Origin of the sequence: Aliinostoc sp. HNIBRCY26 (assembly GCF_050235535.1) — a bacterium.
Taxonomy (GTDB): domain Bacteria; phylum Cyanobacteriota; class Cyanobacteriia; order Cyanobacteriales; family Nostocaceae; genus Trichormus.
Genome location: NZ_CP189852.1, coordinates 3,072,329 through 3,096,403 on the forward strand (window position 1 = coordinate 3,072,329; position 24,075 = coordinate 3,096,403).

At 41.3% G+C, this 24,075-nt stretch carries 20 protein-coding genes and 1 pseudogene; 13 read left to right on the forward strand and 8 right to left on the reverse strand.

Annotated features, from left to right (window positions below; translation table 11 throughout):
- Positions 1 to 15: 15 nt before the first annotated feature.
- Complete coding sequence (locus tag ACQFX9_RS13100; RefSeq protein WP_427162403.1) at positions 16 to 2,403, reverse strand: PAS domain S-box protein; 2,388 nt, start codon at positions 2,401 to 2,403, stop codon at positions 16 to 18.
- A gap of 216 nt (positions 2,404 to 2,619) precedes the next feature.
- The gene (locus ACQFX9_RS13105) at positions 2,620 to 4,602 is read right to left on the reverse strand and encodes a caspase family protein (protein WP_427162404.1); all 1,983 of its coding nucleotides are present in this window, start codon (positions 4,600 to 4,602) and stop codon (positions 2,620 to 2,622) included.
- A 195-nt stretch (positions 4,603 to 4,797) separates the two neighbouring features.
- Here ACQFX9_RS13105 and ACQFX9_RS13110 point away from each other — a divergent pair, with 195 nt between their 5' ends.
- Positions 4,798 to 5,388 carry a hypothetical protein gene (locus tag ACQFX9_RS13110; protein ID WP_427162405.1) on the forward strand — a complete coding sequence of 197 codons (591 nt, stop codon included), beginning with the start codon at positions 4,798 to 4,800 and terminating at the stop codon, positions 5,386 to 5,388.
- Between the two features lie 359 nt (positions 5,389 to 5,747).
- Here the strand turns inward: ACQFX9_RS13110 and ACQFX9_RS13115 are convergent, their stop codons facing one another.
- Positions 5,748 to 8,300: a PAS domain S-box protein gene (locus ACQFX9_RS13115; RefSeq protein ID WP_427162871.1), complete on the reverse strand. Its 2,553-nt coding sequence runs from the start codon at positions 8,298 to 8,300 to the stop codon at positions 5,748 to 5,750.
- A 475-nt stretch (positions 8,301 to 8,775) separates the two neighbouring features.
- On the opposite strand from ACQFX9_RS13115, the gene ACQFX9_RS13120 reads away from it, so the two are divergent.
- Positions 8,776 to 10,899, forward strand: a complete 2,124-nt coding sequence (locus tag ACQFX9_RS13120; RefSeq protein ID WP_427162406.1) for a tetratricopeptide repeat protein — start codon at positions 8,776 to 8,778, stop codon at positions 10,897 to 10,899.
- 100 nt (positions 10,900 to 10,999) lie between these two features.
- Here ACQFX9_RS13120 and gatC read toward each other — a convergent pair whose 3' ends face one another.
- Complete coding sequence (gene gatC / locus ACQFX9_RS13125; protein ID WP_236144681.1) at positions 11,000 to 11,290, reverse strand: Asp-tRNA(Asn)/Glu-tRNA(Gln) amidotransferase subunit GatC; 291 nt, start codon at positions 11,288 to 11,290, stop codon at positions 11,000 to 11,002.
- Positions 11,291 to 11,400: 110 nt separating this feature from the next.
- Here gatC and ACQFX9_RS13130 point away from each other — a divergent pair, with 110 nt between their 5' ends.
- Complete coding sequence (locus ACQFX9_RS13130; protein ID WP_427162407.1) at positions 11,401 to 11,877, forward strand: Mov34/MPN/PAD-1 family protein; 477 nt, start codon at positions 11,401 to 11,403, stop codon at positions 11,875 to 11,877.
- A 132-nt stretch (positions 11,878 to 12,009) separates the two neighbouring features.
- Positions 12,010 to 13,182 (forward strand): molybdopterin-synthase adenylyltransferase MoeB, encoded by a 1,173-nt coding sequence (moeB, locus tag ACQFX9_RS13135; RefSeq protein WP_427162408.1) that lies wholly within the window; start codon positions 12,010 to 12,012, stop codon positions 13,180 to 13,182.
- Positions 13,183 to 13,282: 100 nt separating this feature from the next.
- Here the strand turns inward: moeB and ACQFX9_RS13140 are convergent, their stop codons facing one another.
- Entirely contained in the window at positions 13,283 to 13,666 is a 384-nt protein-coding gene (locus tag ACQFX9_RS13140; RefSeq protein WP_427162409.1) for a hypothetical protein, read from the reverse strand.
- 128 nt (positions 13,667 to 13,794) lie between these two features.
- On the opposite strand from ACQFX9_RS13140, the gene ACQFX9_RS13145 reads away from it, so the two are divergent.
- From ACQFX9_RS13145 to ACQFX9_RS13170, 6 genes and pseudogenes are all read left to right on the forward strand, one after another.
- Positions 13,795 to 13,971 (forward strand): hypothetical protein, encoded by a 177-nt coding sequence (locus ACQFX9_RS13145; protein ID WP_192881601.1) that lies wholly within the window; start codon positions 13,795 to 13,797, stop codon positions 13,969 to 13,971.
- Positions 13,972 to 14,074: 103 nt separating this feature from the next.
- Positions 14,075 to 14,251 (forward strand): hypothetical protein, encoded by a 177-nt coding sequence (locus ACQFX9_RS13150; protein WP_427162411.1) that lies wholly within the window; start codon positions 14,075 to 14,077, stop codon positions 14,249 to 14,251.
- 279 nt (positions 14,252 to 14,530) lie between these two features.
- Entirely contained in the window at positions 14,531 to 15,691 is a 1,161-nt protein-coding gene (locus tag ACQFX9_RS13155) for a GUN4 domain-containing protein (protein WP_427162412.1), read from the forward strand.
- A 243-nt stretch (positions 15,692 to 15,934) separates the two neighbouring features.
- Positions 15,935 to 16,311 (forward strand): annotated as a pseudogene (locus ACQFX9_RS13160) (four helix bundle protein).
- Positions 16,312 to 16,641: 330 nt separating this feature from the next.
- Positions 16,642 to 17,820 carry an MFS transporter gene (locus tag ACQFX9_RS13165; protein ID WP_427162413.1) on the forward strand — a complete coding sequence of 393 codons (1,179 nt, stop codon included), beginning with the start codon at positions 16,642 to 16,644 and terminating at the stop codon, positions 17,818 to 17,820.
- A gap of 90 nt (positions 17,821 to 17,910) precedes the next feature.
- A complete protein-coding gene (locus ACQFX9_RS13170) occupies positions 17,911 to 18,285 on the forward strand; it encodes a group I truncated hemoglobin (RefSeq protein WP_427162414.1) in 375 nt (124 codons plus the stop codon).
- A gap of 12 nt (positions 18,286 to 18,297) precedes the next feature.
- On the opposite strand, the gene ACQFX9_RS13175 is transcribed toward ACQFX9_RS13170, so the two are convergent.
- Entirely contained in the window at positions 18,298 to 19,113 is an 816-nt protein-coding gene (locus tag ACQFX9_RS13175; RefSeq protein WP_427162415.1) for an SDR family oxidoreductase, read from the reverse strand.
- Between the two features lie 818 nt (positions 19,114 to 19,931).
- Between ACQFX9_RS13175 and ACQFX9_RS13180 the strand changes: the two genes are divergently transcribed.
- Positions 19,932 to 20,873 carry an N-acetylmuramoyl-L-alanine amidase gene (locus ACQFX9_RS13180; RefSeq protein ID WP_427162416.1) on the forward strand — a complete coding sequence of 314 codons (942 nt, stop codon included), beginning with the start codon at positions 19,932 to 19,934 and terminating at the stop codon, positions 20,871 to 20,873.
- Between the two features lie 83 nt (positions 20,874 to 20,956).
- Here ACQFX9_RS13180 and ACQFX9_RS13185 read toward each other — a convergent pair whose 3' ends face one another.
- Entirely contained in the window at positions 20,957 to 21,541 is a 585-nt protein-coding gene (locus tag ACQFX9_RS13185) for a hypothetical protein (RefSeq protein WP_427162417.1), read from the reverse strand.
- Between the two features lie 320 nt (positions 21,542 to 21,861).
- On the opposite strand from ACQFX9_RS13185, the gene ACQFX9_RS13190 reads away from it, so the two are divergent.
- Both ACQFX9_RS13190 and ACQFX9_RS13195 read left to right on the forward strand, forming a co-directional pair.
- On the forward strand, positions 21,862 to 22,506 hold the full coding sequence (locus ACQFX9_RS13190) for a hypothetical protein (protein ID WP_427162418.1): 645 nt from the start codon (positions 21,862 to 21,864) through the stop codon (positions 22,504 to 22,506).
- 225 nt (positions 22,507 to 22,731) lie between these two features.
- Entirely contained in the window at positions 22,732 to 23,166 is a 435-nt protein-coding gene (locus ACQFX9_RS13195) for a hypothetical protein (protein ID WP_427162419.1), read from the forward strand.
- A 130-nt stretch (positions 23,167 to 23,296) separates the two neighbouring features.
- Here ACQFX9_RS13195 and ACQFX9_RS13200 read toward each other — a convergent pair whose 3' ends face one another.
- Complete coding sequence (locus ACQFX9_RS13200; RefSeq protein WP_427162420.1) at positions 23,297 to 23,809, reverse strand: hypothetical protein; 513 nt, start codon at positions 23,807 to 23,809, stop codon at positions 23,297 to 23,299.
- Between the last annotated feature and the right edge of the window lie 266 nt (positions 23,810 to 24,075).

Here is a 24,075-nt window from a genome sequence, read left to right on the forward strand (position 1 = left end):
ATGATTAATTATCATTTAATTTGCGATAACTGTGGCGATCGCATCCAGCAGTTGTTGTGGTTCGATGGGCTTGGCGAGATGGGCTTGAAACCCAGCAGCGAGAATTTGGCGGTGATTCGCCTCACCAGCATAGGCAGTCAGAGCGATCGCTGGGATATCGCGGTTGAATTGAGGTGGTAGTTCGCGAACCTGACGAATGAATTTGTAGCCGTCCATCTCTGGCATTCCAATATCGCTGATCAGTAAATCGAATTGTGCTTGAGTCAGAACTGATAAAGCTTGATTAGCAGCAGAGAATCCTAAAATATCCGCGCCTTCCTGCTCTAGCATAAACTTTACCAGTTCTAGTGAATCTGCTTCATCATCTATTACGATCACGCGTAACTTGTCTAAATTCAGCCTGGGACTGTTGCGATCATCGGGAGTATGGGGATTTGCCACAGAGGTTAACGGCAACTGCACTGTAAAAGTTGCTCCCTGCCCTTCTCCAGCACTGACAACAGTAATTATACCCCCATGTGCTTCCACTAATTGACGAGCGATCGCCAACCCCAGTCCCAAACCGCCAAAGGTACGAGTTGTAGAACTTTCCTGTTGGCGGAATAATTCAAACACATAAGGTAAAAATTCTGGTTGGATACCTTTTCCGGTATCACTGACTTGAATTTGTGCAAGATGTGAGTCAACACGGCTGAGTTGCACCGTGATTTTTCCCCCTTTGGGGGTGAATTTAACTGCATTCGACAATATATTCCAGATTACCTGTTGTAATCTGCTTTTATCACCCTTTACCTGACCTAATGAGGGGTCAAGCAACATCTCAAAGCGAATTGCTTTTGCTTCTGCTGCTAAATGAACGGTTTCTAAAGCCGCCATAATTGGCTCTACTAAATCAATCGCTACAAAGTTAAGGGAGATTTGACCGCGAATGATGCGAGAGATATCTAGGAGATCATCGATTAGTTGCAGCTGTTGTTGAGCATTCCGTTCAATCGTACTTAACCCCTGCTGGAGCCTCTCAGAACTAACATTGGGTGATTGCAGTAGCCTTGACCAGCCTAAAATCGGTTGCAGTGGGGTTCGCAGTTCATGGGAGACAACCGCCAAAAATTCATCTTTCATTCGGTTGGCGCGTTCTGCGGCTTCTCGCGCCGCTTGCTCTTGCTGGAGTAACCTTTCTCGTTGAGTTTCAATGGCTTTACGCTCGGTAATCTCTTCGCAAACGGTATTAATACCAATCACGCGATCGCCATCTTTCAACGGTAAAAAGCTTTCTAACCAAACACGTTCTACTCCTGGTTGTGCTGGAGTTTCTCCCCGAATTTCCACGTTTAATAAGCCTTCTCCGGTTTCAAAGATGGGGCGCAGCAACTCTTCGGCTGTATCTGCGATACTAGGTAGTAACTCTCGAATTGTGCGCCCAATGTGTTCTTCTACAGAAAAGCCATTGATTTCTGCCAAACGCTGGTTAATTCTTAAAAAGCGCAGGTCGGAATCGAGTACATTCAACCCAATAGGGGCAGATTGGTAAATAGTTTCAATTTCAGTTAACTGGCGTTGTAAGGTCGTTCGGCTTTCATCTAATTCTGCTTCTAGTCGTTGACGCGTTGTGATATCCACCGTCATCCCAATCATTCTAGTTAACTGTCGGTGCTGATCAAATAGCGCACGGCCACTTTCCTCCAGGATGATGATTTGACCATCCGGGCGCACAACTCGATAGGTAGTTTTGTAAGTGCTGTTTTCTGGTGTTAGTGTCTGTAAGACTGCTATGAAGCGGTCACGATCATCAGTATGGATGCGCTGAAAAAAAACTGCACCTGTTTCATTTTGGGCTGATGGCAAACTTAAACCCAAAATACCAGCACAATGAGGCGATCGCTTCACAGCATCCGTGGCTACCTCCCACTCAAAGCTAAACATCCGCGCAATTTCCATTGCCAATTGGTGGCGTTCTTCGCTCTCTTGCAGTGACTTATTTACCTGCTCTAACTGGACAGTGCGTTGTTCTAATTCATGGTTGGCGCGTTTTAGGGCGGCTTCTGTCTCTTTTTGCTGAGTGACATCGCGAGCAACGCAATAGATGACTTCTTTGTCAATTTGCGGTGATGCTGTCCATTCCAGCCAACGATAGTCACCACGAATAGTTCGGTAACGGTTCTCAAATTTTCCTGTGAGTGTACCTGCTTTTAACCTCTCCATTTCTGCCAAAGTGACAAAGTAGTCATCTGGATGCACGAAGTCTAAAAAAGCACTGGCTAAGAACTCTGTTTGTGAATGACCAAAGATTTGAGTAAATAAAGGGTTGATCCGCTTAAAGTAGCCATCCCAGCCAATGACCGACAGCAGATCAAGCATTCGTTCAAAGAAAAAAGCTTCTTCGCCTAAAGGCAAGCCGTTCACAGGTGAATAAACCGGATATTGCTAACTTATAACGGATTACGGAGTTAATATAGCAAATTAATCACTAATTAGACCACATAAGTTAAGCTAACTTAGCATTTATACTGTTTTTGTCGTACCAATTCTAATTTAAAAATTGAAAATCAAGAGAACATTCTTTCTCCCCCTGCTCCCTGCCCCCTGCCCCCTGCCCTCTTCTCCCTGCCTCATACTATTCTAGTTAGAACTCCCCTTCCTACTGCGCCACTTTTGAATTACTTCTTGAGCATCTTCATGAATAGGTGTGACTTCTGGAACTAAAGTGGCTGTTTCTATGGCGGCGGGAAAATCGCCTTGTTCAGCACGGGCTTTTGCCAAGTCTAAAATCTTTTCACTCCATTGATTAATAGACTTTTTGGCTAATTCATAACCTGGTTGACCTTGGGGGACTCTTTTGGCGACTTCAATGGCGCGGTTATAGGTGGAGGCTTGTCCTGGCTTAATCAGACCACTAGCTGCATCTAATAGGGTGGTGTTAGCGAGATATTGTCTGGCTTCTGTACGCCATTGGGTAATTGCTGCTTGGGCTTGGGGGTAAAGGGTTTCACCTTTGGGGATCAATTGAGCAGCTGCGATCGCATTGTTATATTGTCTCTGTTTAGCTCGACCTTCTGCTAAATCCAGGATCATCTGACTCCAAATTTTAATATTCTCCTGGGCTTGGTCATAGAGGGGTTCACCAGGTTTGATTTTCTTAGCTGTAGCAATAGCTAAACTCAAATCGCTAGCTTGGGTTTGTCTGAGGGACTTCTTCGCTAAATCTAGTAAGGCTTGGTTGCGTTTTTGTGATTCGGAAATCACCGCAATTTGGGCAGTTGACGGATTTTTGGGAGGTTGAGGTCTGGGTTGAGAGATTTTGCGGGTAGTTGGGGAACTAGCAGCAGTTTGAATTACAGGTAATTCATGATTCATCGCTGTCGAGGCGGCCTCCCTGGCTTGCAAAATTCTCGCTTGATTACGCAGGAGAACTACTGTAATCAAGGTGACGACTAGCATTGTACCGCCGCCCCACATCAAAAATTGTCGCCATAAGGAAGAGTCTGGTTGATTTTCTGGTAGACGAGAGATATAAGGTTGGGGAGTTTCGGGAATAAATCTGCCACCCATTTCTTGATCGGGTGCAGTTTGGGGAACATATTGACTGTAACTGTCGAGATTTGGGACTTGATGCTCATTAAATGTCAAATTCGATAACGACTGGGATCTATCTTTAATAGCCGTTTGAGCATTTTGAGCATCCACCCACATATTCATCGGGTAAGGATTGACTGATGTATTGGGGGGTGTTTCGCCCAAGGGTGGCGCAGCTATGGCGACAGCAAAACTTTCCTCTGGAAAAATAATTGGTTCTGTAGCAGATGGTTCAATGGTGTTGGGAATGAATGTCGTGGGAATGATGGCGCGAAATTGTAATGTGTTGGTTGTGGTTTCTACTGGCGGTAAGATGACTGGCGGTTGAGAGGGGATGACAGCCACTGGGTTTTGAGTCGGTCGCCAGTAGTGTTGAGATAACTCTGGGGTGATAATACTGAGATGTTTGTCTAAATCTGCCAAGCTAATGCCGTAACCGGAACGTAAAGCAGCTAAGAGTGCGGCAGTAAATATACCGTGACCTAGTTCGCGACTTTCTTGGGCAAATTGTTCTGGTTGGCAAGAAAAAATTGTGGCGATTTGGAGTTCTGCGGCTAAATCTAAGGTTTCTTTACCGACGGGAGTATCACCAGCTACACCGCAAGCCCGGTTGATATCCAGTAGTAACAGGACATTGAGGTTAGCTATTTGCAGGCTTTGCATGAGCGATCGCAATTCGATGCCCGTTTCGGGGATGCGCTGAGGATCACCATCTACAGGCATGAGGTAATCTCTACCTCCATAGTTGACCCCATAACCGCTAAAAAATAGCCAAATATTGTCTTGGGGTTGCCAGCAGGCTGCTGCTAAATCCTCTAGTAGCAGCAAAATATTTTCTTTCGTCGGATGGGTGGATCGATCACCAATTGGTGGTGATGTATCGCTCATCAGCAGGCAACGTTGATTTAAAAAACCCGCCTGCTGTACTAAAAAATCTTTTAACGCCTCAGCATCAGCTTGAGCGCAACTTAAAGGTTGAAATAACTGATATTGATTGATGCCTATGGCGATCGCCCAGTAGTTTGCCATCCCGCCCTTTGTAGGTTGTTGTGTGCTTGCCTAAAATTGCGGTTGGCTTTGCTGAAAAAACAAAGCTAACCTATTGCTTATAGTTTTGGTGATTCTTTTGGATTCACCGAATTTATGTAATTAGAATTACATATATGTCAGGAAAAACCCTCAGCTTATTCAAAATATCGAACTTCACCAGGGAGCTATAAAGTTATGATCAAAATTGGTATGCACCAACTATCATCGATCATTCCCTTCTCATTTATTAGCCAATTTGACAAAAAAATCCGGACATTTCCCTTAGTATTTTTGCTCTTAGCACCTGTGTCTGTGTGGATAGTCACGGAAACCATCTCCCCCCAAATTGCCAGAGCCTACACAGCCAGAGTAGATTTAACTATTGATCGATTACCGGATGAAGGTTACGAAGCCATACTCAGACGCGCCGAAATGACAGCAAGAGCCGCAGCCCAACGCAGCTTTGATAAAGATATTCTAGTAACAGATGTTTCCGTAATTGTCTCCGTACAAAGTTATGGAGCAATCGCCCCGATTTTAACTTTAGGAGTCAGTCGTCAACAATGGCGGACTCGTCCCGATCCCAGAAGATGGGCTACCTATTATAAACACGCGCGATCGCTTCTCCGTTTTGACGAATCGACATCATCCAATCCCGCCGCCGCCGTCACCATTCCCCAACCAGTGGTAAACACTCCCGCCGCCACTCCACCAGCACCCCAGACAACACCTCAAGCCCCAGGAAATGCTCCCACACTTCCACCACCAGGAGAGAGGAAACCGTAATGAGTGCTGAGTGCTGAGTGCTGAGTGCTGAGTTATAAGTTATGAGTAATCGCTGTTTTCAGCCTATACCAATTCACTAAAATTCTGATGCGAATTGGTATTCTTACCTGTCTGTTTTCTTATCCCAAACTCAGATTATGTAACAAAACTGTCTCCGCTTAAAGTTTTAGCCTCCTAAAGATGGGAGGCTTTTTTATGGAAACTGCGGAAAATTCATATGACGAAAACAAACACAGAATAGAGGATAGCAACTGTTGAGTAATGAGTGCTGAGTGCTGTTAGCGGAAGCGGGGCGTTTAGCACGTGCTGAGTAATGAGTAATGAGTGTTGACTGTTGACTATTGACTATTGACTATTGACTATTGACTATTAACCAAACTAGCGATCGCTTCAATTAAAGCATCAGGATCTACAGGCTTGGATATGTGCATTTGAAATCCCGCCGTGATAGCTTGTTGTTGATTAATTTCTCCAGCATAAGCCGTCAGGGCGATCGCGGGAATAGTTCCGCCAAGTTCTGGTGGCTGTTGTCTTAATTGTCGCATCAGCATATAACCGTCTACTTCCGGCATTCCGATATCACTGATTAAAATATCTGGTAATGACTCAGATAGTGTTTCTAAAGCCTCTTGTGCTGACTTGACGGCAGTTACTTCAATGCCATAGTCTTCCAAAATAAAACTCACCAAATCTCTGATATCCGGTTCATCATCTACTACCAACACCTTTTTACCTTTCAGTGTGGAAGATTGATGGTGAGTTGATAACGGTTGTTCTTCTTCATAACTCATGGGTTCATGTTTGTGTATCAGTGGTAAGTTGACTCGAAAGGTAGCACCCATTCCTTCCCCTGGACTAAATGCTTGCACACTCCCTCTGTGTAATTCTACAACTTGACGCGCGATCGCTAGTCCTAAACCCAAACCACCAAATTTTCTCGTAGTTGTACTGTCAGCTTGGCGAAAGTAATCAAACACATGAGGAAGAAAAGCCGGTGCAATACCCTTACCTGTATCACTGACTTGAATTTGCACTTGGTGATTCACTTCTGTGAGGTGAATATTTACCCTACCACCAGGGGGTGTAAACTTCACAGCATTAGATAGTAAATTCCAGATTACCTGTTGCAGTCGATTGGGATCACCCATGACTTGACCTAAATTATGGTCAAGAACTTTCTCAATGATAATAGACTTAGCCTCTGCTGCTAGTCGCACTGTTTCCACCGCCGCTTCCACTACCATAACTACACTGACTGGACACAAATTCAATGTCAATTTACCTTGCAGGATGCGGGAAACATCTAATAAATCTTCAATTAATTGCGTTTGCAGTTTAGCATTGCGTTCAATGGTTTCTAGGGCTTGGTCAATAGTAGACTGATTAAATTGGCGGGAACGGAGTAATTTTGACCAACCTAAAATCGGGTTAAGTGGTGTTCTGAGTTCATGGGAGAGAACCGCTAAAAATTCATCTTTGATGCGGTTAGCAACCTCTGCTTCTTGGCGTGCTAATCTTTCTTGATGTAGTAGGCGATCGCGTTCTTGTTCTGCTTGTTTGCGTTGACTAATATCTAGCACAAACGCCACTCCCCTGTTTTGGGAGTCATTGAGTAAAGCTATCCCCAATACGACTGCTACCCGTTTACCGTTGCGGTGAATATATTCCTTTTCGTAAACTTGGGAAACACCATGAGTTTTAACTTGGGCGATCGCGCGATCGTCTAAATGATTATATTCAAGTGGGGTAAGTTCTCGCCAATCAATGCTACCCAAAGCGGCGAACTCTTCACGGGTATAGCCAGCCAATTTTAAATAAGCATCATTGGCCTCGGTAATCAAGCCATCAACAGTCCAAAAAGCTACCCCAATTAAATTAGATTCAAACAACCGCCGGAATCTAGCCTCACTATGACGTAAGGATTGTTCAATTTGCTTGTGTGCTGTAATGTTACGCGAAACCGTGATCACACCCTCAATACTTTGGTCAGGTTTACGTAGTGGAGTGAGAATATACTCATAGTATTGAATCCCGTTTGCTGTGACATAGGTACACTCATCTTTAATAGGTATACCTGTTGTGATGACCGTTTGAGATTGACTCTCTACTTTTTCTATGAATTCTGGTGGTAAATCTAAGTCTCTCACAGTCTTTCCCACCATCTCCTCTGGACGCAAACCCAATACCGCCGCACCACCATGACTGACGTACTGATATTCACCTGTACGATTAAAAATAAAAATGTGATCTACTGAAGTAGTGAGAATAGCATTTAATATATTGGCTTGTTCTTGAATTTTGTTCACTAAAATCTGTGTATTTGCTGCTACTTGTTTACTTTCAGTAATATCCATACAAGTTCCAATCATCCTGATCGCTTGTCCCTGGTGATCAAAGAAAAATTTTCCCTTAGATGCAATCCAATGTACCGTTTGATCAGGCCAAACTATACGAAATTCATCACTATAAGGTGTTTTTTCTGCTTGAGTTTGAACAATTTTCTGTATAACTCTTTGTCTATCTTCACTGTACAAACAAGCTAAAAAAGCCTCATAAGTCCCAGAAAAACTACCAGAAGTTAAACCAAACAAAAGCTCATAGTTCTCAGACCAGATGACTTTTTGAGTCGGTATATGCCAATCCCAAAATCCCATATTTGCAGCTTCTAAAGCTAGCCTCAGCCGTTCCTCACTTTCTGTTAAATTCTCACTTTCTGGTTGTACTTCCTGACTAGAAACTCCACCATTAATTAATTGTAAAGGTGGCTGAACTCCGGTGGCTTTTATTTGTGCCTCAAGTAATGCTTGTCTGCGTTGATATTGTTTTTCTAATTCTTTTAATCTAGTAATTTTTTCTCGTACAAATATCAATTCCTGAGATAATTTATAGCCAATTTGGTCAACATTGGGCATTGACATAGGAAAAATCCAAATCATAATGCGATATCCGTTTGGAGACATCACATAAATCTGATTGAGTATGATTTTTCTACTATTAAAAATCAATCTCTCATCAGATATATAAAAAATCATTACTCAGGTATTAGGATTCTACTGAGCAAGTATCTAAAGTTAGATAAGTAGAACAAGGTAAGTAATTAAACCAATTCGCAATTCGCAATTCGCAATTCGCAATGGACTTCATGCCACTACGCTAGCGCAATGACTTCTCTTAGAGATGCTTCGCGAACAAAAAAGGACTAAAGTCCTTACTACGAAATGAATTCATAGTATTTTTACATTAATTAACATGGTTTGGTGATTTTCAGTCGTTCTATTGAGTTATTCATTTTCTCTCCTGCTGACTCTGCCTTCCTCCCATGCCCAATATCTCAAACCTATGGCAAGATTGGAATCAGATTGCAATGCACTTGACTAGGTACACTGGATGCTAGGAAACACACTTGTGGGAAGATACCAAATTATTAGCCACTTGGGAGGAGGGGGATTTGGTGAAACTTTTGTGGCTTGTGATACCCATTTACCCGGTTCACCTAAGTGTGTTGTGAAAAAACTCCAACCCCAGTCGAAAGATCCTCATACTTTAGGAATTGCACGGCGATTATTTGATACAGAAGCGCAGGTACTCTATAAATTAGGCAAACACGATCGCATTCCGCAACTTTTGGCTTACTTTGAGGATAACGCGGAGTTTTATCTAGTACAGGAACTCATTCCAGGTTACAATCTCTCTCAAGAAATCACCACAGGACTTACCTATTCGCAGGCGGAAGTCACCGCACTGTTAGCAGAACTTCTGACTATCTTGGAATTTGTGCATGAGCAAAATGTCATTCACCGTGATATTAACCCCCGTAATATTTTACGGCGTGAGGATGGTAAGTTAGTTTTGATAGATTTTGGTGCGGTGAAACAAATTACAACCCAAATCATCAATACCGCAGGTGAACCAAAATCTACTGTAGTTATTGGCACACCTGGATATATTCCTGGTGAACAAGCACAAGGTAATCCCAAATTTAGCAGTGATATCTATGCAGTAGGGATACTTGCCATTCAAGCACTCACAGGTTTGTCAGCTTTGCAAATTGAGCAAGATCCTGAAACTAATGAAATTATCTGGCGCAATCAAGCTACAGTTTCCCCAGACTTTGCCAACTTAATTGACAAAATGGTTTGTTATGATTTTCGTCAACGTTATTCTACAGCTACGTCCGCTTTAAACGCACTTACGGAATTAACAAAATCGGTATCTAATACTTTACCTGTCACCCCTACTTTACCACCCCAGAAAACATCTTTTTTTTCGCATCGAAAAAGTATATTCTTGAAGATTTTATTTGCAATTTTATTAACGGGTTTAACTGGTGTAGCTGCAACCTACGTAATTAATAATGTCAATGTGAGCAATGCCATAGAACTTTCTAAACAAGGTAATACATTATTTGAATTGCAACGCTATCAAGACGCTCTGAATGCTTATCGCCAAGCCACCACAATGAAACCAGATTATCCACAAGCTTGGTATGGACAAGCTAGAACTCTGGCGAAATTAGAGAAATATCAAGAAGCATTGACAGCCTATGATAAAGCCATTCAAATTTTACCAGATTACCTAGAAGCTTGGAATGGTAGAGGTTTTGCCTTACAAAAATTACAGCGATACCAAGAAGCGATCGCCTCTTTTGATAAGGCTTTAAAACTTAATCAAAATTCTCCCGAAATCTGGAGTGCTAAAGGCGAAACATTCAGTATATTAAAACAGTATGATAATGCTATTAATGCTTATAATAAAGCTTTAGAATTAAAAGCAGACGATTATGTGACTTGGTATAATAAGGGTTTAGCCTTCCAAAATTTAAAACAATACGATGAAGCGATCACAGCTTATAATAAAGCCGTAGAAATCAAACCTAATTATGTTAGTGCTTGGTATAATTTAGGCAATTCTCAAGTTAACTTGAGACGTTATGAAGATGCCATCAAAGCCTATGATAAAGCGGTGCAATATAACCCCAATTATGAAGCAGCTTGGCTATCAAAAGGGAATAGCTTAATTACCTTACAACGTTATCCAGAAGCAATTGAAACATTCAACCAAATCTTGAAAACCAACTCTAATAATTATCAAGCCTGGTATGGTAAAGGCTGGTCATTACATCAAAACCAAAATTACACCGAAGCCATAGAAGCTTATAAGCGAGCCGCCAAACTTCAACCCAAGAATTATCAAGTTTGGTATAGTTTAGGCAACTCTCAATATAATTTACAAAAATACGAAGACGCGATCGCATCCTATAGCCAAGCAGTACGCTACAAACCCAATCATTACGAAAGCTGGTATAGTCGCGGTAATGCCTTGTATAGTTTACAACGCTACAAAGAAGCGATCGCATCCTATGATCAAGCCCTAAAATACAAGCCAAATGACCAACCTGCAATTAGAGCGCGCAATGAAGCACAATTACAACTAGATGCTGCCACACCCCAGCCTATAGTATTACCCACTATGCCGAGTCCGCAGTTTACCATGCCTACACCGGAGGGTTGAGGATGGGAGACAAGGTAGACGAAGTAATGAGTGCTGAGTGCTGAGTGCTGAGTGCTAACTAATGACTATTGACTATTGACTAATGACTAATGACTATTGACTATTCCACATTCAAAATTTTTGGTACTTTAAAGAAATCGCCTTCTTGCTCTGGTGCATTGTTGAGAATAGCTTCTCTTTCAGGATAGGGCTGTAATTCATCTTCTCTTGTCACGTTGCTGACATCAATAGCCCGTGTTGTAGGCTGAACATCGGTGACATCCAACTCACTCAACTGCTCTACATATTCCAAAATACTACCTAGCTGAGTAGTAAATTGTTGTTCTTCTTCTGGAGTTAATTCTAAACGTGCCAGCAAAGCAACTTTACGAACTTGTTCCTGATCAATCATGATTAATTTCAGCGTTGAGGGTGAATGGTCGATATGTAGTAGTCATATTAAAGCGAAAACCAGGGTAACGCCAACCGATCGCATAATTATTTCTCGGCAAAGTCAATATCATGCTTCCACCAGTGATTAAACTGCTCCCAGAACACTTACAAACTATTCAACGTCACGCTGAAAGCACTTACCCAGAGGAGTGTTGTGGGTTAATTTTAGGCTATGTCACTGGGAGTGTGAAAACTGTAGTCGAGGTAATACCCACAGCTAACGCTTGGAATAGTGAAGCAGAAAACTTCACAGAGAATAGTAATACCCACAGCACCGAACGAAGATATGCGATCACTCCCGAAATCATGTTAGAAGTACAAAAATCAGCACGGGATCGCGCCTTAAATATCATTAGTATCTATCATTCCCATCCCAATTATCCGGCTATTCCCTCAGAATGCGATCGCTTGTATGCTTGGCCAGGATACTCATACATCATAGTTTCCGTTCAAAACGGTGTAGCTAGTGAAATCAACAGTTGGACTCTTAACGAAAATCATCAATTTCAAACCGAAAAGATTTCCGTTCTCACAGCCAGAAACTAGAAAATCCCCAATCCCCAGTCCCCAATCCCCAGTCCCCACCTTTCCTGATAACATAATCTCAATACTTAAACTAAAACACAGACATCATTTTTCGATACAATCAATATTCCGCGCGTCCTCATTCAAACTGCTATGCTTAATCCCAATCTGGATGAGATCCAGTTGACCAAAGATGATTACGAACGCTACTCTCGTCACCTAATTTTGCCAGAGGTGGGAGTAGATGGGCAAAAACGCCTGAAAGCTGCCAGTGTATTATGTATCGGTACAGGTGGGCTAGGTTCACCACTACTGTTATATTTAGCAGCCGCAGGTATCGGTCGCATCGGTATTGTTGACTTCGATGTTGTAGATACTTCTAACCTACAGCGTCAAGTTATTCATGGTACATCCTGGGTAGGTAAACCCAAAATTGAATCCGCAAAAAACCGCATTCATGAGATTAACCCCTATTGTCAGGTGGATCTCTACGAAACCCGCTTAAGTTCCGAAAATGCCCTAGATATCGTTAAAGATTACGATATCGTGGTGGATGGCACAGATAATTTCCCCACTAGATATCTAGTCAACGATGCTTGCGTATTGTTAAACAAACCCAACGTTTACGGTTCAATCTTCCGCTTTGAAGGACAAGCAACAGTATTTAACTACGAAGGCGGGCCGAACTACCGCGACTTATACCCAGAACCACCACCACCAGGAATGGTTCCTTCCTGTGCAGAAGGTGGCGTATTAGGGATTCTGCCAGGGATTATTGGTGTCATTCAAGCCACAGAAACCGTCAAAATTATTCTGGGGAATGGCAATACATTGAGTGGCAGATTGTTGCTGTACAATGCCCTAGATATGAAATTCCGGGAGTTAAAACTGCGTCCCAACCCAGTGCGCCCAGTAATTGAAAAGCTGATAGACTACGAACAATTTTGCGGTATTCCTCAAGCCAAAGCAGCCGAGGCGCAACAGCAGCAAGATATTCAAGAAATGACTGTAACTCAGTTGAAGGAATTACTTGATAGTGGTGCAAAGGATTTTGTGCTGCTAGATGTGCGTAACCCCAACGAGTACGACATTGCCAAAATTCCTGGTTCAGTATTAGTACCTTTACCAGAAATTGAAAATGGTAATGGTGTAGCCAAAGTCAAAGAAATACTCAACGGTCATCGCTTAATTGCTCATTGTAAAATGGGCGGGCGATCGGCTAAAGCCTTATCTATCCTCAAGGATGCGGGAATTGTCGGTACAAATGTTAAAGGTGGTATCACCGCTTGGAGTCGGGAAGTAGATTCTTCCGTTCCTGAATACTAAATAGACATGGGGAATGGGGCATAGGGCATAGGGCATTGGAGTATAAATCTACCTTGTCCCCAGTCCCCAGTCCCCAGTCCCCAATCCCCAATCCCAGTCCCTACTGAATATCTAACAAACTGATTGCCCGTTCTAGGTGATCTTTAGCATTGTATAAGGCGATTAACTTTTGCTGACCGTACTTTTCAGGATGATTAATTGATTTACCTTCCAGGGAAATTCTGATGAGTGCGGACTGTTCTGTAGTGGGTGTTCCCATTTCTTCTAATGCGCTACCTACTGCTTGATAGCTAACAAACGTAGGGAATTTTAAGCCTCTGCCATCTTCTAGTTGCTTTAATGCTAGTGCAGGGAAAGCCATTAAGGTTGTGATGTATGCAGTCTTGTAACCTGGATTACCTGTTGGTTTTAATCCATAGCGGTTACAAAGCATTTTTAGTTGGGGAATGGTTAACAGTTCTAGTTCAGTGCGACTAAACAGCATAAAATAAGTATTGCCATTTGTAAAAGTGGTATCGGTGGTGTACCAGTTTCCAGCTTGTTACCACCACCGTTTAAAAACTCTATACCGTTGGTTTCATCGGATTCAAGCGTTATTTATATTTCTATACAATGTCAAACCGCAAAGGTAAACCAGAAAATTTCGGTAATCAACCAAGTAAAGAATTAACAGAACAATTAAGTTTCCGTGTCACTAAAGACATGAAAGATGCGGTGAAAGCACAAGAAGATCCTCCAGAATTTTGCAGGAGGGCAATACAGAAGGCTTTAGATGAAGAATCTGGTTAAAATTTATACTCAGTAAAATTTTCTCACTGGATTGCATTATTGATTAAATAATGTAGATTAATACGCGCATAGGTTTAGATTTATTTTTAAAATTCTTGGGATAATGTCAAACCCTAAAGGTAAACCAGAAAATTTTGGAAATCAGGAGAGTAGAGAGTTAACAGACAACCTAAGTTTTCGCGTCACTAAAGAGATGAAAGATGCAGTGAAGGCAAAAGATGATCCTTCGGAATTTTGCAGGAGGGCAATACAGAAGGCTTTAGATGAAGAATCTGGTTAAAATTTATACTAAATAAAATTTTTTCGGCTTGATTGCATTATTGCTCAGACCTAACCCCCAGCCCCTTCCCTACAAGGGAAGGGGAGCAAGAATTAACGATCAGTAGGTTGGGTTGACGTAAGGAAACCCAACACCGAGGTACTAGGTTGAGTTTTTCAGATCATTGTTGGGTTGCGCTACGCTTAACCCAACCTACTTTTCCATCAGATGCTCAGGGAAATTGGGCAAAAACACTATAATTTAACCTAAGCCTAATTTATCCTACTCCTGAGCGCGAAAATGTCAGAGGTATCTTTCAAGCTTTTCTTTTCTTACTCTCACAAGGATGAAACTCTACGGGATGAATTAGCTAAACACCTGACTATATTAGAATGGCAGGGTGTAATATCAAGCTGGCATGACCGCAAGATACTACCTGGGCAAGAATGGGATCATCAAATTAACGACAATTTAAATACAGCCGACATTATTCTGCTGCTTGTCAGTTCTGACTTCCTTTTTTCTAGGTATTGTTGGGATGTGGAAGTTAAAAGGGCAATAGAACGCCACAATACAGGTGAAGCTTGTGTAATTCCGGTGATTTTGCGGAGTGTTGATTGGGCTGGCGCGCCATTTGCTAGACTACAAGCTTTACCCAAGAATGCTAAACCTGTCAAATCTTGGACTGATCAAGATGAGGCTTTCACAGATGTAGCCAGAGGTATCCGTACTGCTGTGGAAGAACTCAAGCAGAAACGTCAACGCAAACAGGAAGAAGCTGAGAAGCAACGACAGGAAACTGAAGCTTTAAGAAGACAAAGAGAACAGGAAGAAGCAGAAAGGCTAAAACGAGAACTAGAGGCTGAAATACGACGACAACAGGAAGCCGAAACACTAAAACGCGAACAAGAAGAAGCTGAGAAACTACGTCAAAATGAATTAGCCTCAGAAAGAGGTGTAGATTATACGAAATTGCGCGACTTACTAGCAGCAAAAAAATGGAAGGAAGCAGACTATGAAACCTATCTGGTAATGTTTCAGGTAGTAGGGCGTGAAGAAGAAGACTGGATTAGAAGTGAAGAATTATTAAACTTTCCCTGTACTGACCTCCGTACCATTGACCGCCTGTGGGTAAAATATAGCAATGGACATTTTGGCTTCAGTGTTCAAAAAGAAATCTACTTAAGCGTCGGTGGTAAACCAGACGGTCAGTATTACAAAGAAGCCTGGGATAAATTTGGCGATCGCGTAGGATGGAGAGTGAAAGGAAACTGGATATACGGAGTAGATGTAACTTGGAAAGGAAACTGGATATACTATAGAGATTTAACTTTTAGCACATCTTCCCCTAAAGGACACTTACCCATGTGCGGTATGAGGTTTGGGGGTGTTGTGGGGTGGGTGGGTTGGGGGGTTGGTTGGGGGGATCTCTTCTCTCGCATCCAGACTTGTAAACTGTAACATCTAAAACAATTCGCAATTCGCAGTTCGCAATTCGCAATTTTCTAAATTAAAATGAGTGACCAATTATTCCTTGATGGTACAAGCCCCTAAATTTATTGATGGATAGAAAAATTTTATACCTTGTTTTGTTCAAGCCTACGTATAAATCGGGGGGCATTAATTGCGAACTGCGAATTGCGAATTGCGAATTGTACTGACATTTAATGTGAGTAAGAATGTTATTAACTCAGATTAAAATGTATGAATCAAAATATTGGTATTAGCGATAGAACAAAAGCCTTAGCAATCAGGATAGTTAAAGCTTGTAGTTTTTTAGATGAAAAACCTGGAGTGTGTCGAACATTATCAAAACAACTGCTACGTAGCGGTACTTCCATTGGTGCAAATGTCAGAGAAGCCCAGTCTGCTCAATCTGATAAAGATTTTCTTCACAAATTAGAGATTGCACTTAAAGAAGAAAGAGAAACTGAATATTGGCTCGAAATATTAATCGAATCAGAATTAATTGAAAAAATAAATTTGAACCTCTTCTGCAAGAAACCAAAGAAATTGGCAAAATTCTAGTTGCTTCTACCAGAAAAATTAAAGATAAAATTAACGGTAAATTATCTATTTAATTACGTTAGCGTAGCGGGACGTTATACCAATTCGCAATTCGCAATTCGCAATTCGCAATTGATAAATCCTGACTTGACAGAGGTTTTTGGGTTTGTATCTTTATCAGAATTTTAGTGAATTGGTATTAGTCCATTACGAATTGTAAAAAAACTTCTATTTAATTTACAAATAAAGCCCCAAAATCTCTGTATCTTAGACTTAATACCAATTCACAAAAACCTTGATACAGACATAAACCCTAAAAGCTTTGCTGCATCTAAGTTTTTTAATTGCGAATTGCGAATTGCGAATTGCGAATTGGTATAGGGGAATTATTGATCACACTTTAAATGAATATTGCCAAGCCACAATTTAATATTTTATGGGTGCAAGTGTGGACATTAGCAGCATTGCAAGGAGCAATTACCCTCTGCTGGGTAATTTATAATGCTTACGTACCGCAACTTTTAACCCAATTTGGTTTTCCTGCATCCTTAGCATTGGTTATTTTAATTATCGAAAACGCCTTGGCCGTAATTTTAGAACCTCTCATGGGTGGACTGTCAGACAAAGCCAAGGAACGGGTAGGTAGTAGATTTTTGTTGATTTCGGCGGGTGTGATTATGTCCGCCACATTATTTATAGCAATTCCTAGTATTGTAACTTTTGTACCACCGACTGAGGTTTGGCGATCGCTCCTCCCTTTCACATTAATAGCATGGGCGATCGCTATGACTATCTTTCGTTCGCCGGCGATGGCTTTATTAATTAAATATTCTCTCCCCGCCGAGTTACCTTTAGCATTTAGTGTTGTCACTTTAGCAGGAGGAATAATTGGGGCGTTTCGGGGTGTGGTGAATCAGTTTATTTTGGGTTTAGGGCCGATTTGGACATTTGCGATCGCTTCCTTTGTATTATTAGCGGTAACAGCTGCACTACGTATAGTTACCCCTCCTGATAACCCAGTTGACGAACATCACACAGCAATCAACTCCATACCTTGGTCAGAACTCAGTTTAATATTGGGTGCTGGTTTTGGGATTGGTTGGGGTTCTCGCTTACTGATGGATGTTGTGAGTAAGAATTTACAAGCACAATTTGGTCAAAATGCTTGGTTAATGGTGGCGGTAGGAATTGCGATCGCTTTTGCTTCACTCCCTGCCGGTTGGTTTGCTGTTAAAATCGGTAACAGTCGCGCCATGTTAGTTGGGATTGGTGTCACTATTATTTCCCTATTGTTAATAGTTTTCGCAAATTTATCAATTCCTTGTTTATTACTAATAGTATTAGGCTTTAGTTTAATTATTAACGGCACAATTCCCTTTGCTTTAGAATTAATGCCTCAACGTTGGTCGGGTTTAGGAATAGGAATGTACTTCGGGGGATTTTCATTAGCCATGAGTTTATTCGGCGTATTCCTTCCCCAACCCCAAAGCATTACACCCGTTATAGGTGCAGTAGGCACGACTTTAGCTTTTCTACTAGCAGGCGGATGTGTAATGGCTAGTGGTAGCAATAAAATTGATTAAAATCCAAGTTTCTCAATGGTGGGCATCTATGTGCCTCATTCTGATTCCATTTCATCACTATCTACTAACAAACATATTGGAACTGTAATTATGGCAACTTTATTTGAAAAACTTGGCGGTGCTGCTGCTGTTGACTTAGCAGTTGACAAATTCTATGAGCGAGTTTTGCAGGATGACCGCATCAAGCACTTTTTTGCTGATGTGGATATGGTAACGCAACGCGCACATCAGAAAGCTTTTCTGACTTATGCCTTTGGTGGAACTGATGAATATAACGGTCGCTATATGCGGAAAGCTCACCAAGATTTGGTCGAAAAGCAAGGTTTAAGCAGCGAACATTTTGATGCGGTTGCAGAGGATTTGATGGAAACCTTGAAGGAGATGGGTGTTTCTCAGGAGCTAATAGCAGAAGTTGCTGCGGTAGCTGCTGCACCACAGCACAAAAAAGATGTCCTAAATCAATAAATCATTTTGCATTTACGCAACACCTGAAAAAAGCTTTTCCCAATCAATTACAGGCGGCCTTGTTCCCTTATTAACTAGTTCAAAAACTTGATTGGTAGTGGAGGGATAAAAAATAGATTCCACACAAGCAGCCGCTACATCAATTCTACTGGCATCACCGACTAGAGTATCACCCTTATCGATGACCACATCTAACTTACCGCCTGTAGTAGCCTTTAGCAAAGTATTGAGGTCATAGGAAGTATAAGGGCCATCAATCAAACGTCCAGGACGAATAATTGTATAAGGTAATCCTGAATTGATAATTGCTTGCTCACCCTTTTGTTTAGCATCCAGCACACCAAAGCCATTGAGAATGCTAAAAGGTACTTGATTTTTGCGAAGAATCCCCACAGATGAGACAAAAACAAACCTTTTCAGATTGCTTGGCGCAACATTAACTAAATTACTCACACCTTCAGCATCGACTTTTGTGGGTGTATTTTTCGCCGCAGTTTCTCTGTAGTCAGCATCTAGCAAAATTTTCACCCAGTCAATTAAATTAGGTTGGGGGTGAAACTCCCATCTTTCAGAAGGAAAAGCCGTAGTTCCAGTACAACAAATGATATGAGTGACATTCTCTACTGCGGCGGTAAGTGTGCTGGGGTTGCGGATATCTCCAACCACAATTTCCACCTTGTCATTAAACATATTTGTAGCTTTTTGGGTGTTTCTCGTCAGAATACGCACCCTCACACCTTTATGTAGCAGTTTTCCTACTACCATCTGTCCAACTCCACCAGTTGCACCCACAACCAACACCAAATCCTGATCTGTTACAAAAGTCATAATGTCCCCAAAGAGTACCTATTGTTAATCTACTCAAAATTGAGATGATGCGGTTTGCCACCATAGGAACATATTTAGGCTGAAATGCTGATATGTATCGCCAACTGGGTATCAAAATCAAAAGCCCGGCGTTAAACACCAGGCTTTTGACAATTGTAAAGGGGGTATATTCCCCAGGGGTTCAATATAAAGTTTCTGTATAAATCGTTGTACTTAGCTGTACTAATAGGTAATACCACTGCATTTTAGTCATTTCCGGAAAAATGGCAAAATTTTTTGAGAAAATCAATCCAGGAATCTACCGATAGTATAAGCCCGTAGATTAGAGAATAGAGAAGTATTTTAGTGATTTACCGCATTTTGACTGATGAATAATCTATCTGGTAGCTGGCAAGAGTGGTTAACTGTGTCTATTTATCTGAGTTTGACAGTGTTTGTTATGTGGTGCGTATTTACCACCCAGAGGAAATGAGGGGACTGGGGATTGGGGACTGGGGACTGGGGGATTGGGGACTGGGGACTGGGGACTGGGTATTGGGGATTGGGACAGGGACAGGGAAGAAAAACTAATGACTAATGACTAATGACTAATGACTAATGACTATTGACTATTGACCATTGACTATTGACTAATTTTTTTTTGTTAAAATACGAACTTGTTCAACGGAACTCTTTCAGCAATATCTTGTAATATTCACCCCCAGCAGTGAAAATACTCCATCCCAGTAGAGGTGATGGATTTTATCGAACAGGATATAACATCAAAATCAAAAATAAACAGCAATCAGTGTATTGGAAAATTATGTGAGGATGAACTCATGAAATATGGTATAGATATGGGTCACAATTGCCCACCAGATACAGGAGCTAGAGGTATCAGATTTGAAGATAATTTAACTATAGATGTTGGTACCAAAGTGGCCTCTAAGTTACAGGCTTTAGGTCATGAAGTAGTGTTATGTAAGCCGGATAGGGCAGCTTCAGTTAGAGATTCTCTATCACAAAGATGCAATAGAGCTAATGCTTCTAGAGTCGAAGTTTTTGTTTCTATCCATTTCAATGCCTTTAATGGACAGGCCAATGGTGTAGAAGTATTTGCAACTAGCGACTCAGGCAGAAGAATTGCTCAACCTGTATTAGATGAAATTGTTAAATTAGGATATTTTAATCGCGGGGTAAAAAACGGTTCTCACCTATTTGTTTTGCGAAATACTAATATGCCTGCAATTTTGGTGGAATGTTGCTTTATAGATTCTCAAAAAGATATGAATCTATTTAACTCTGAAGCAACAGCTAATGCTATTGTTAAAGGCTTGACCGGTAAATTACCTACTGTAGCTGTAAATGCTGTTCCAGATGAAGAACAAAATATAGATACTAGTGTAATGAGGCTACAAAGGTCTTTAAATAGGCTTAAAGTTACTGATAAAAATGGTAAAGCACTAGTAGAAAATAATCAACTCAATCCTGAAACTAAATTCGCGATCGAAAGATTTCAGGGGATTGTGGGTATAGAACAAACAGGAATTGTGGGAGAAACTACCTGGAACGTTATCAATCAAATTCTCGCCAAACGTATTCTTAGACCTAATCATGCTGGAGGCCCTGTAGTCAGATATTTACAACACCGTATAGGTGTTGAGATTGACGGCATTTTTGGCCCACAAACAGAAGCAGCTGTTAAGAAATTTCAAAGACAGTATGGTTTATTGGCTGATGCTATCGTTGGGCCAATGACTTGGCAGAAATTAATTGGTTAGATAACCAGGTTTAAAAAATTCAGTTAAAAGTCAAAAGCTAGTGTTTTGCTATCTTTTGACCTTTAACTATTAGCTGGATTCTATTAACCACGATTTTTTTCTAATAACAGCATCATCACTAAACTTAAGAGAATTTGCTGTTCTTCGCGATCGCTCATCTGATCAATGGTCTTAATGATAAACTTCCGAGAAAGGAACGTGGGGATTTTTTCTAAGCGCATCACCTGTGTACCATCAGCCCGACTGACTATATATACAGGGTTGAACACGTAACCTGTAAATAAACCTAAAACCGGAATTTCCGCAAACAGTGCATCCGCTACCTTTACCCAAGGGTTTTGTTCTTGGATATTTAAATTACTCTCCTCACCGTCAAAAATGTCATAACGGGCTTTCCATATGGATTTTAAACCACGGCGTTTGACTCCACCCACATAAGTGCCATCACTGTCAGTGAAATCATAACGAGCAGAGAAATCAATAATGCGATCGGCCTTGATATAGTACAGAGGGCGTGTCTGCTCCGCATCCGCAAAAATCGTAATAGCTTCCTTGAGTTTAAAGAGTTTCTGCTTGACATAGAAAGCCAAATTCCCTTGGGAATCAACAACAGATATTTGTGGTGCAAAAGCCCAAAGCTTAAACGTAAGTTCCAGTGGATACTGCATAGCGTCAGTGACAACAAAAAATTAATAGCTCCATTATTAAACCCATTTATGGCGAATGTATAACAAACTACTAATTAATTAATGTAAATAACGCTTAACTCTCAGTAGTGGGATAATTATGGCATTTTGGATTTTAGAATCCTTTACTCAGTTCTTCATCTCTACTTTCACCAAGCTTAAGTGCTAATTAGCACACATCTAGAGAGTTTCCCAAGAACAGTGACAGGGAGTTGCATAAACTTACAAAGCTCAACCTATTGATGAAGTGAAGGGGTTGAAACCCAAAGCACACATCAACACTGAAACTTGAGGTAAACATTATGAAATTACGCCACTTAACGGGTTCTCTACTCACCGCCACTGCACTGTTAACTAGCACACTTCCCGCTTTTGCAGGGCCATTTAATATTCAACCATCCGGTGTTTTCAAGCCAGGTAGTGTTCCCAGTGCCGTTGGTAATGTTACACCCAATACGCCCGCACCTAGTAATAACCCCGTAGGTAATAGTGAAATTCAAGGTTTAGGCGACCATCAGTCATGGGTTGACCCCAACACCTTAGCAAAAGACCCTCGTGCTTTATGTAGTGATGTCGGTTTAGGTAGCAACACCAGCAGCAGCACCACCAAAATAGCCTTAGCTACCTCTACTAGCACTCGTTCTAGTTCTGCTCGCAACCATAATGATGGCGGTGGTGGTGGTGTTAGTATCTTCGGTATAGGTGTTAACGGTAATGGTAGCAGCCAAGGTAGCCAAAATAGTAGCGAATCAAAAGACACCCGCAGCAACAGCACAGAAGAACGTAGCAGCAGTTCCTCCACAGTAGTTCAAGGCAAAAATTGCGATGCGTTCGTCAATTCCGCCGCAGCTAGAGATATGAACTATCAAGATAATTTAACTCGCCGCTACGAAATTAAAGTTGGTCGTCGTGGACAACAAGTAAACCAACTACTTGAAAATAAATAATTGGAATTTAATGTACAATTTTTAGTTCTGAATTGTTCAACCGCCGGGGTAATAACCCTGGCAATTGCTGTAAGTAAAGTGACTTGAAAAAGCCCATCTAAGTTAAGTAATGCAAAAATACTAGGATGGAGTTCGTAGTAAGGACTTTAGTCCTCCAAAAAGGACTAAAGTCCTTACTACAAACCTTGAGTTATTTACTCTGTTCTGCTTATTTAAGGAAAAACTATGAATACCAGATTCGGGTGGAGAATGATTCTTCTCTCCACAACTTTATTGTTGAGTGTTGCGCCTTTAGCTAGTGCTGAAACGCCTTCTCGCTCAATTCGCAATTCACAAATCTTACCCTATTTATTAGATCATCCCCAGGATAATTCTGTAGTCAGAGTGCGTTGTGTTCCCAAATTTAGACAACACTCAGATAGCCAACGCCGCGTGATTAGAGACAGTCTCTTAAACTCTCCTTTAGAACGCAATGATACTGTCACCATAGAAATAGAAGGTAACTGTCGTAATGTCAGAGTTCGTGTGCAGGATGACTCAAACTATTCTGATTATCCAGTCTACGATCCTTATTTAGATGATCATCACCCTAATGTTGAAGACCGTTGGTTAACTCGTCAAGGTTCAGGATGGCATTGGCTATTGCGAAATCAACGCTAGGGGACTACTAGAAAATAAATTATTCAATACTCAGCAACCAGCACTTTCCAACTAGAGTAGGGCTTGCTCTCCCATAGAAAGGAATTTAAAATTGTTTGTCTTAGCTTTGCAAACTGAGACACAAAGTAATCTACTTGCCAAAAACTCCAATACCATAACGACAAGGTGCATTTGAACATTTAGGCATTACAACCCTAATTTTAAACCGGGCGTTCCAACGGGGGCTGACTGTAACCACAGGATTGTCGTCTGTTTCAGTATCAGAAGCGATGAGATTACCATTGTCATCATAAAGTTTTAAGTCAATATCATTACAATCTTCATCACAAACGCCTACGATCGCATAACTAACTCCCTGTCTCAAATTCACAGTGATATCATCTTCTCCATTACCACCAAGATCCCCAACAAAGGGATCATGTGTGAGACGTAGTCCTCCCTGACCAGCCGCTTTTGCGGCTCGGACTAGTTGAACACCAATTTGTCTGGTATATCTGTCTGACTGCGCGATTTGAATCCCAGTATTGGAAGTAGGAATTTCAGCACGAGCAAAATCTGTTGTGGAAAAGATGCTACTACCTACAAAAACAACACTCAAAATCAGTTTTGAAGGAACTACTGGACTATTCAAGACACTCTTCATACTGACAGACTCCTTGAGAGTTAGAAGTGAAACCCTAGAATTTCGGCATCAATTCCAGTGGTAAATCTTCTTTAACGGTAGCCTTGAATACATCCGTAACCAGATAGAACGATTACCTAAATTAAGATGAATTTATATTAAAGAAAGCCTTGTAGAGACGTAGCAATACTACGTCTCTACATTTTTAATTTTGAATTGATTCATCAATGGTGATTTTTTCAGTAAGAGACTGCATAAATCTCAAATAACCAACCTATTCATGAAGT

What these genes read in the sequence shown, in the direction of transcription:
- ACQFX9_RS13105 (WP_427162404.1), bottom strand. Translation starts at nt 4,602, where the DNA reads ATGGCAAACTACTGGGCGATCGCCATAGGCATCAATCAATATCAGTTA.
- ACQFX9_RS13110 (WP_427162405.1), top strand. Translation starts at nt 4,798, where the DNA reads ATGATCAAAATTGGTATGCACCAACTATCATCGATCATTCCCTTCTCA.
- ACQFX9_RS13115 (WP_427162871.1), bottom strand. Translation starts at nt 8,300, where the DNA reads ATGCCCAATGTTGACCAAATTGGCTATAAATTATCTCAGGAATTGATA.
- ACQFX9_RS13120 (WP_427162406.1), top strand. Translation starts at nt 8,776, where the DNA reads ATGCTAGGAAACACACTTGTGGGAAGATACCAAATTATTAGCCACTTG.
- gatC (WP_236144681.1), bottom strand. Translation starts at nt 11,290, where the DNA reads ATGATTGATCAGGAACAAGTTCGTAAAGTTGCTTTGCTGGCACGTTTA.
- ACQFX9_RS13130 (WP_427162407.1), top strand. Translation starts at nt 11,401, where the DNA reads ATGCTTCCACCAGTGATTAAACTGCTCCCAGAACACTTACAAACTATT.
- moeB (WP_427162408.1), top strand. Translation starts at nt 12,010, where the DNA reads ATGCTTAATCCCAATCTGGATGAGATCCAGTTGACCAAAGATGATTAC.
- ACQFX9_RS13140 (WP_427162409.1), bottom strand. Translation starts at nt 13,666, where the DNA reads ATGCTGTTTAGTCGCACTGAACTAGAACTGTTAACCATTCCCCAACTA.
- ACQFX9_RS13145 (WP_192881601.1), top strand. Translation starts at nt 13,795, where the DNA reads ATGTCAAACCGCAAAGGTAAACCAGAAAATTTCGGTAATCAACCAAGT.
- ACQFX9_RS13150 (WP_427162411.1), top strand. Translation starts at nt 14,075, where the DNA reads ATGTCAAACCCTAAAGGTAAACCAGAAAATTTTGGAAATCAGGAGAGT.
- ACQFX9_RS13155 (WP_427162412.1), top strand. Translation starts at nt 14,531, where the DNA reads ATGTCAGAGGTATCTTTCAAGCTTTTCTTTTCTTACTCTCACAAGGAT.
- ACQFX9_RS13165 (WP_427162413.1), top strand. Translation starts at nt 16,642, where the DNA reads ATGAATATTGCCAAGCCACAATTTAATATTTTATGGGTGCAAGTGTGG.
- ACQFX9_RS13170 (WP_427162414.1), top strand. Translation starts at nt 17,911, where the DNA reads ATGGCAACTTTATTTGAAAAACTTGGCGGTGCTGCTGCTGTTGACTTA.
- ACQFX9_RS13175 (WP_427162415.1), bottom strand. Translation starts at nt 19,113, where the DNA reads ATGACTTTTGTAACAGATCAGGATTTGGTGTTGGTTGTGGGTGCAACT.
- ACQFX9_RS13180 (WP_427162416.1), top strand. Translation starts at nt 19,932, where the DNA reads ATGAAATATGGTATAGATATGGGTCACAATTGCCCACCAGATACAGGA.
- ACQFX9_RS13185 (WP_427162417.1), bottom strand. Translation starts at nt 21,541, where the DNA reads ATGCAGTATCCACTGGAACTTACGTTTAAGCTTTGGGCTTTTGCACCA.
- ACQFX9_RS13190 (WP_427162418.1), top strand. Translation starts at nt 21,862, where the DNA reads ATGAAATTACGCCACTTAACGGGTTCTCTACTCACCGCCACTGCACTG.
- ACQFX9_RS13195 (WP_427162419.1), top strand. Translation starts at nt 22,732, where the DNA reads ATGAATACCAGATTCGGGTGGAGAATGATTCTTCTCTCCACAACTTTA.
- ACQFX9_RS13200 (WP_427162420.1), bottom strand. Translation starts at nt 23,809, where the DNA reads ATGAAGAGTGTCTTGAATAGTCCAGTAGTTCCTTCAAAACTGATTTTG.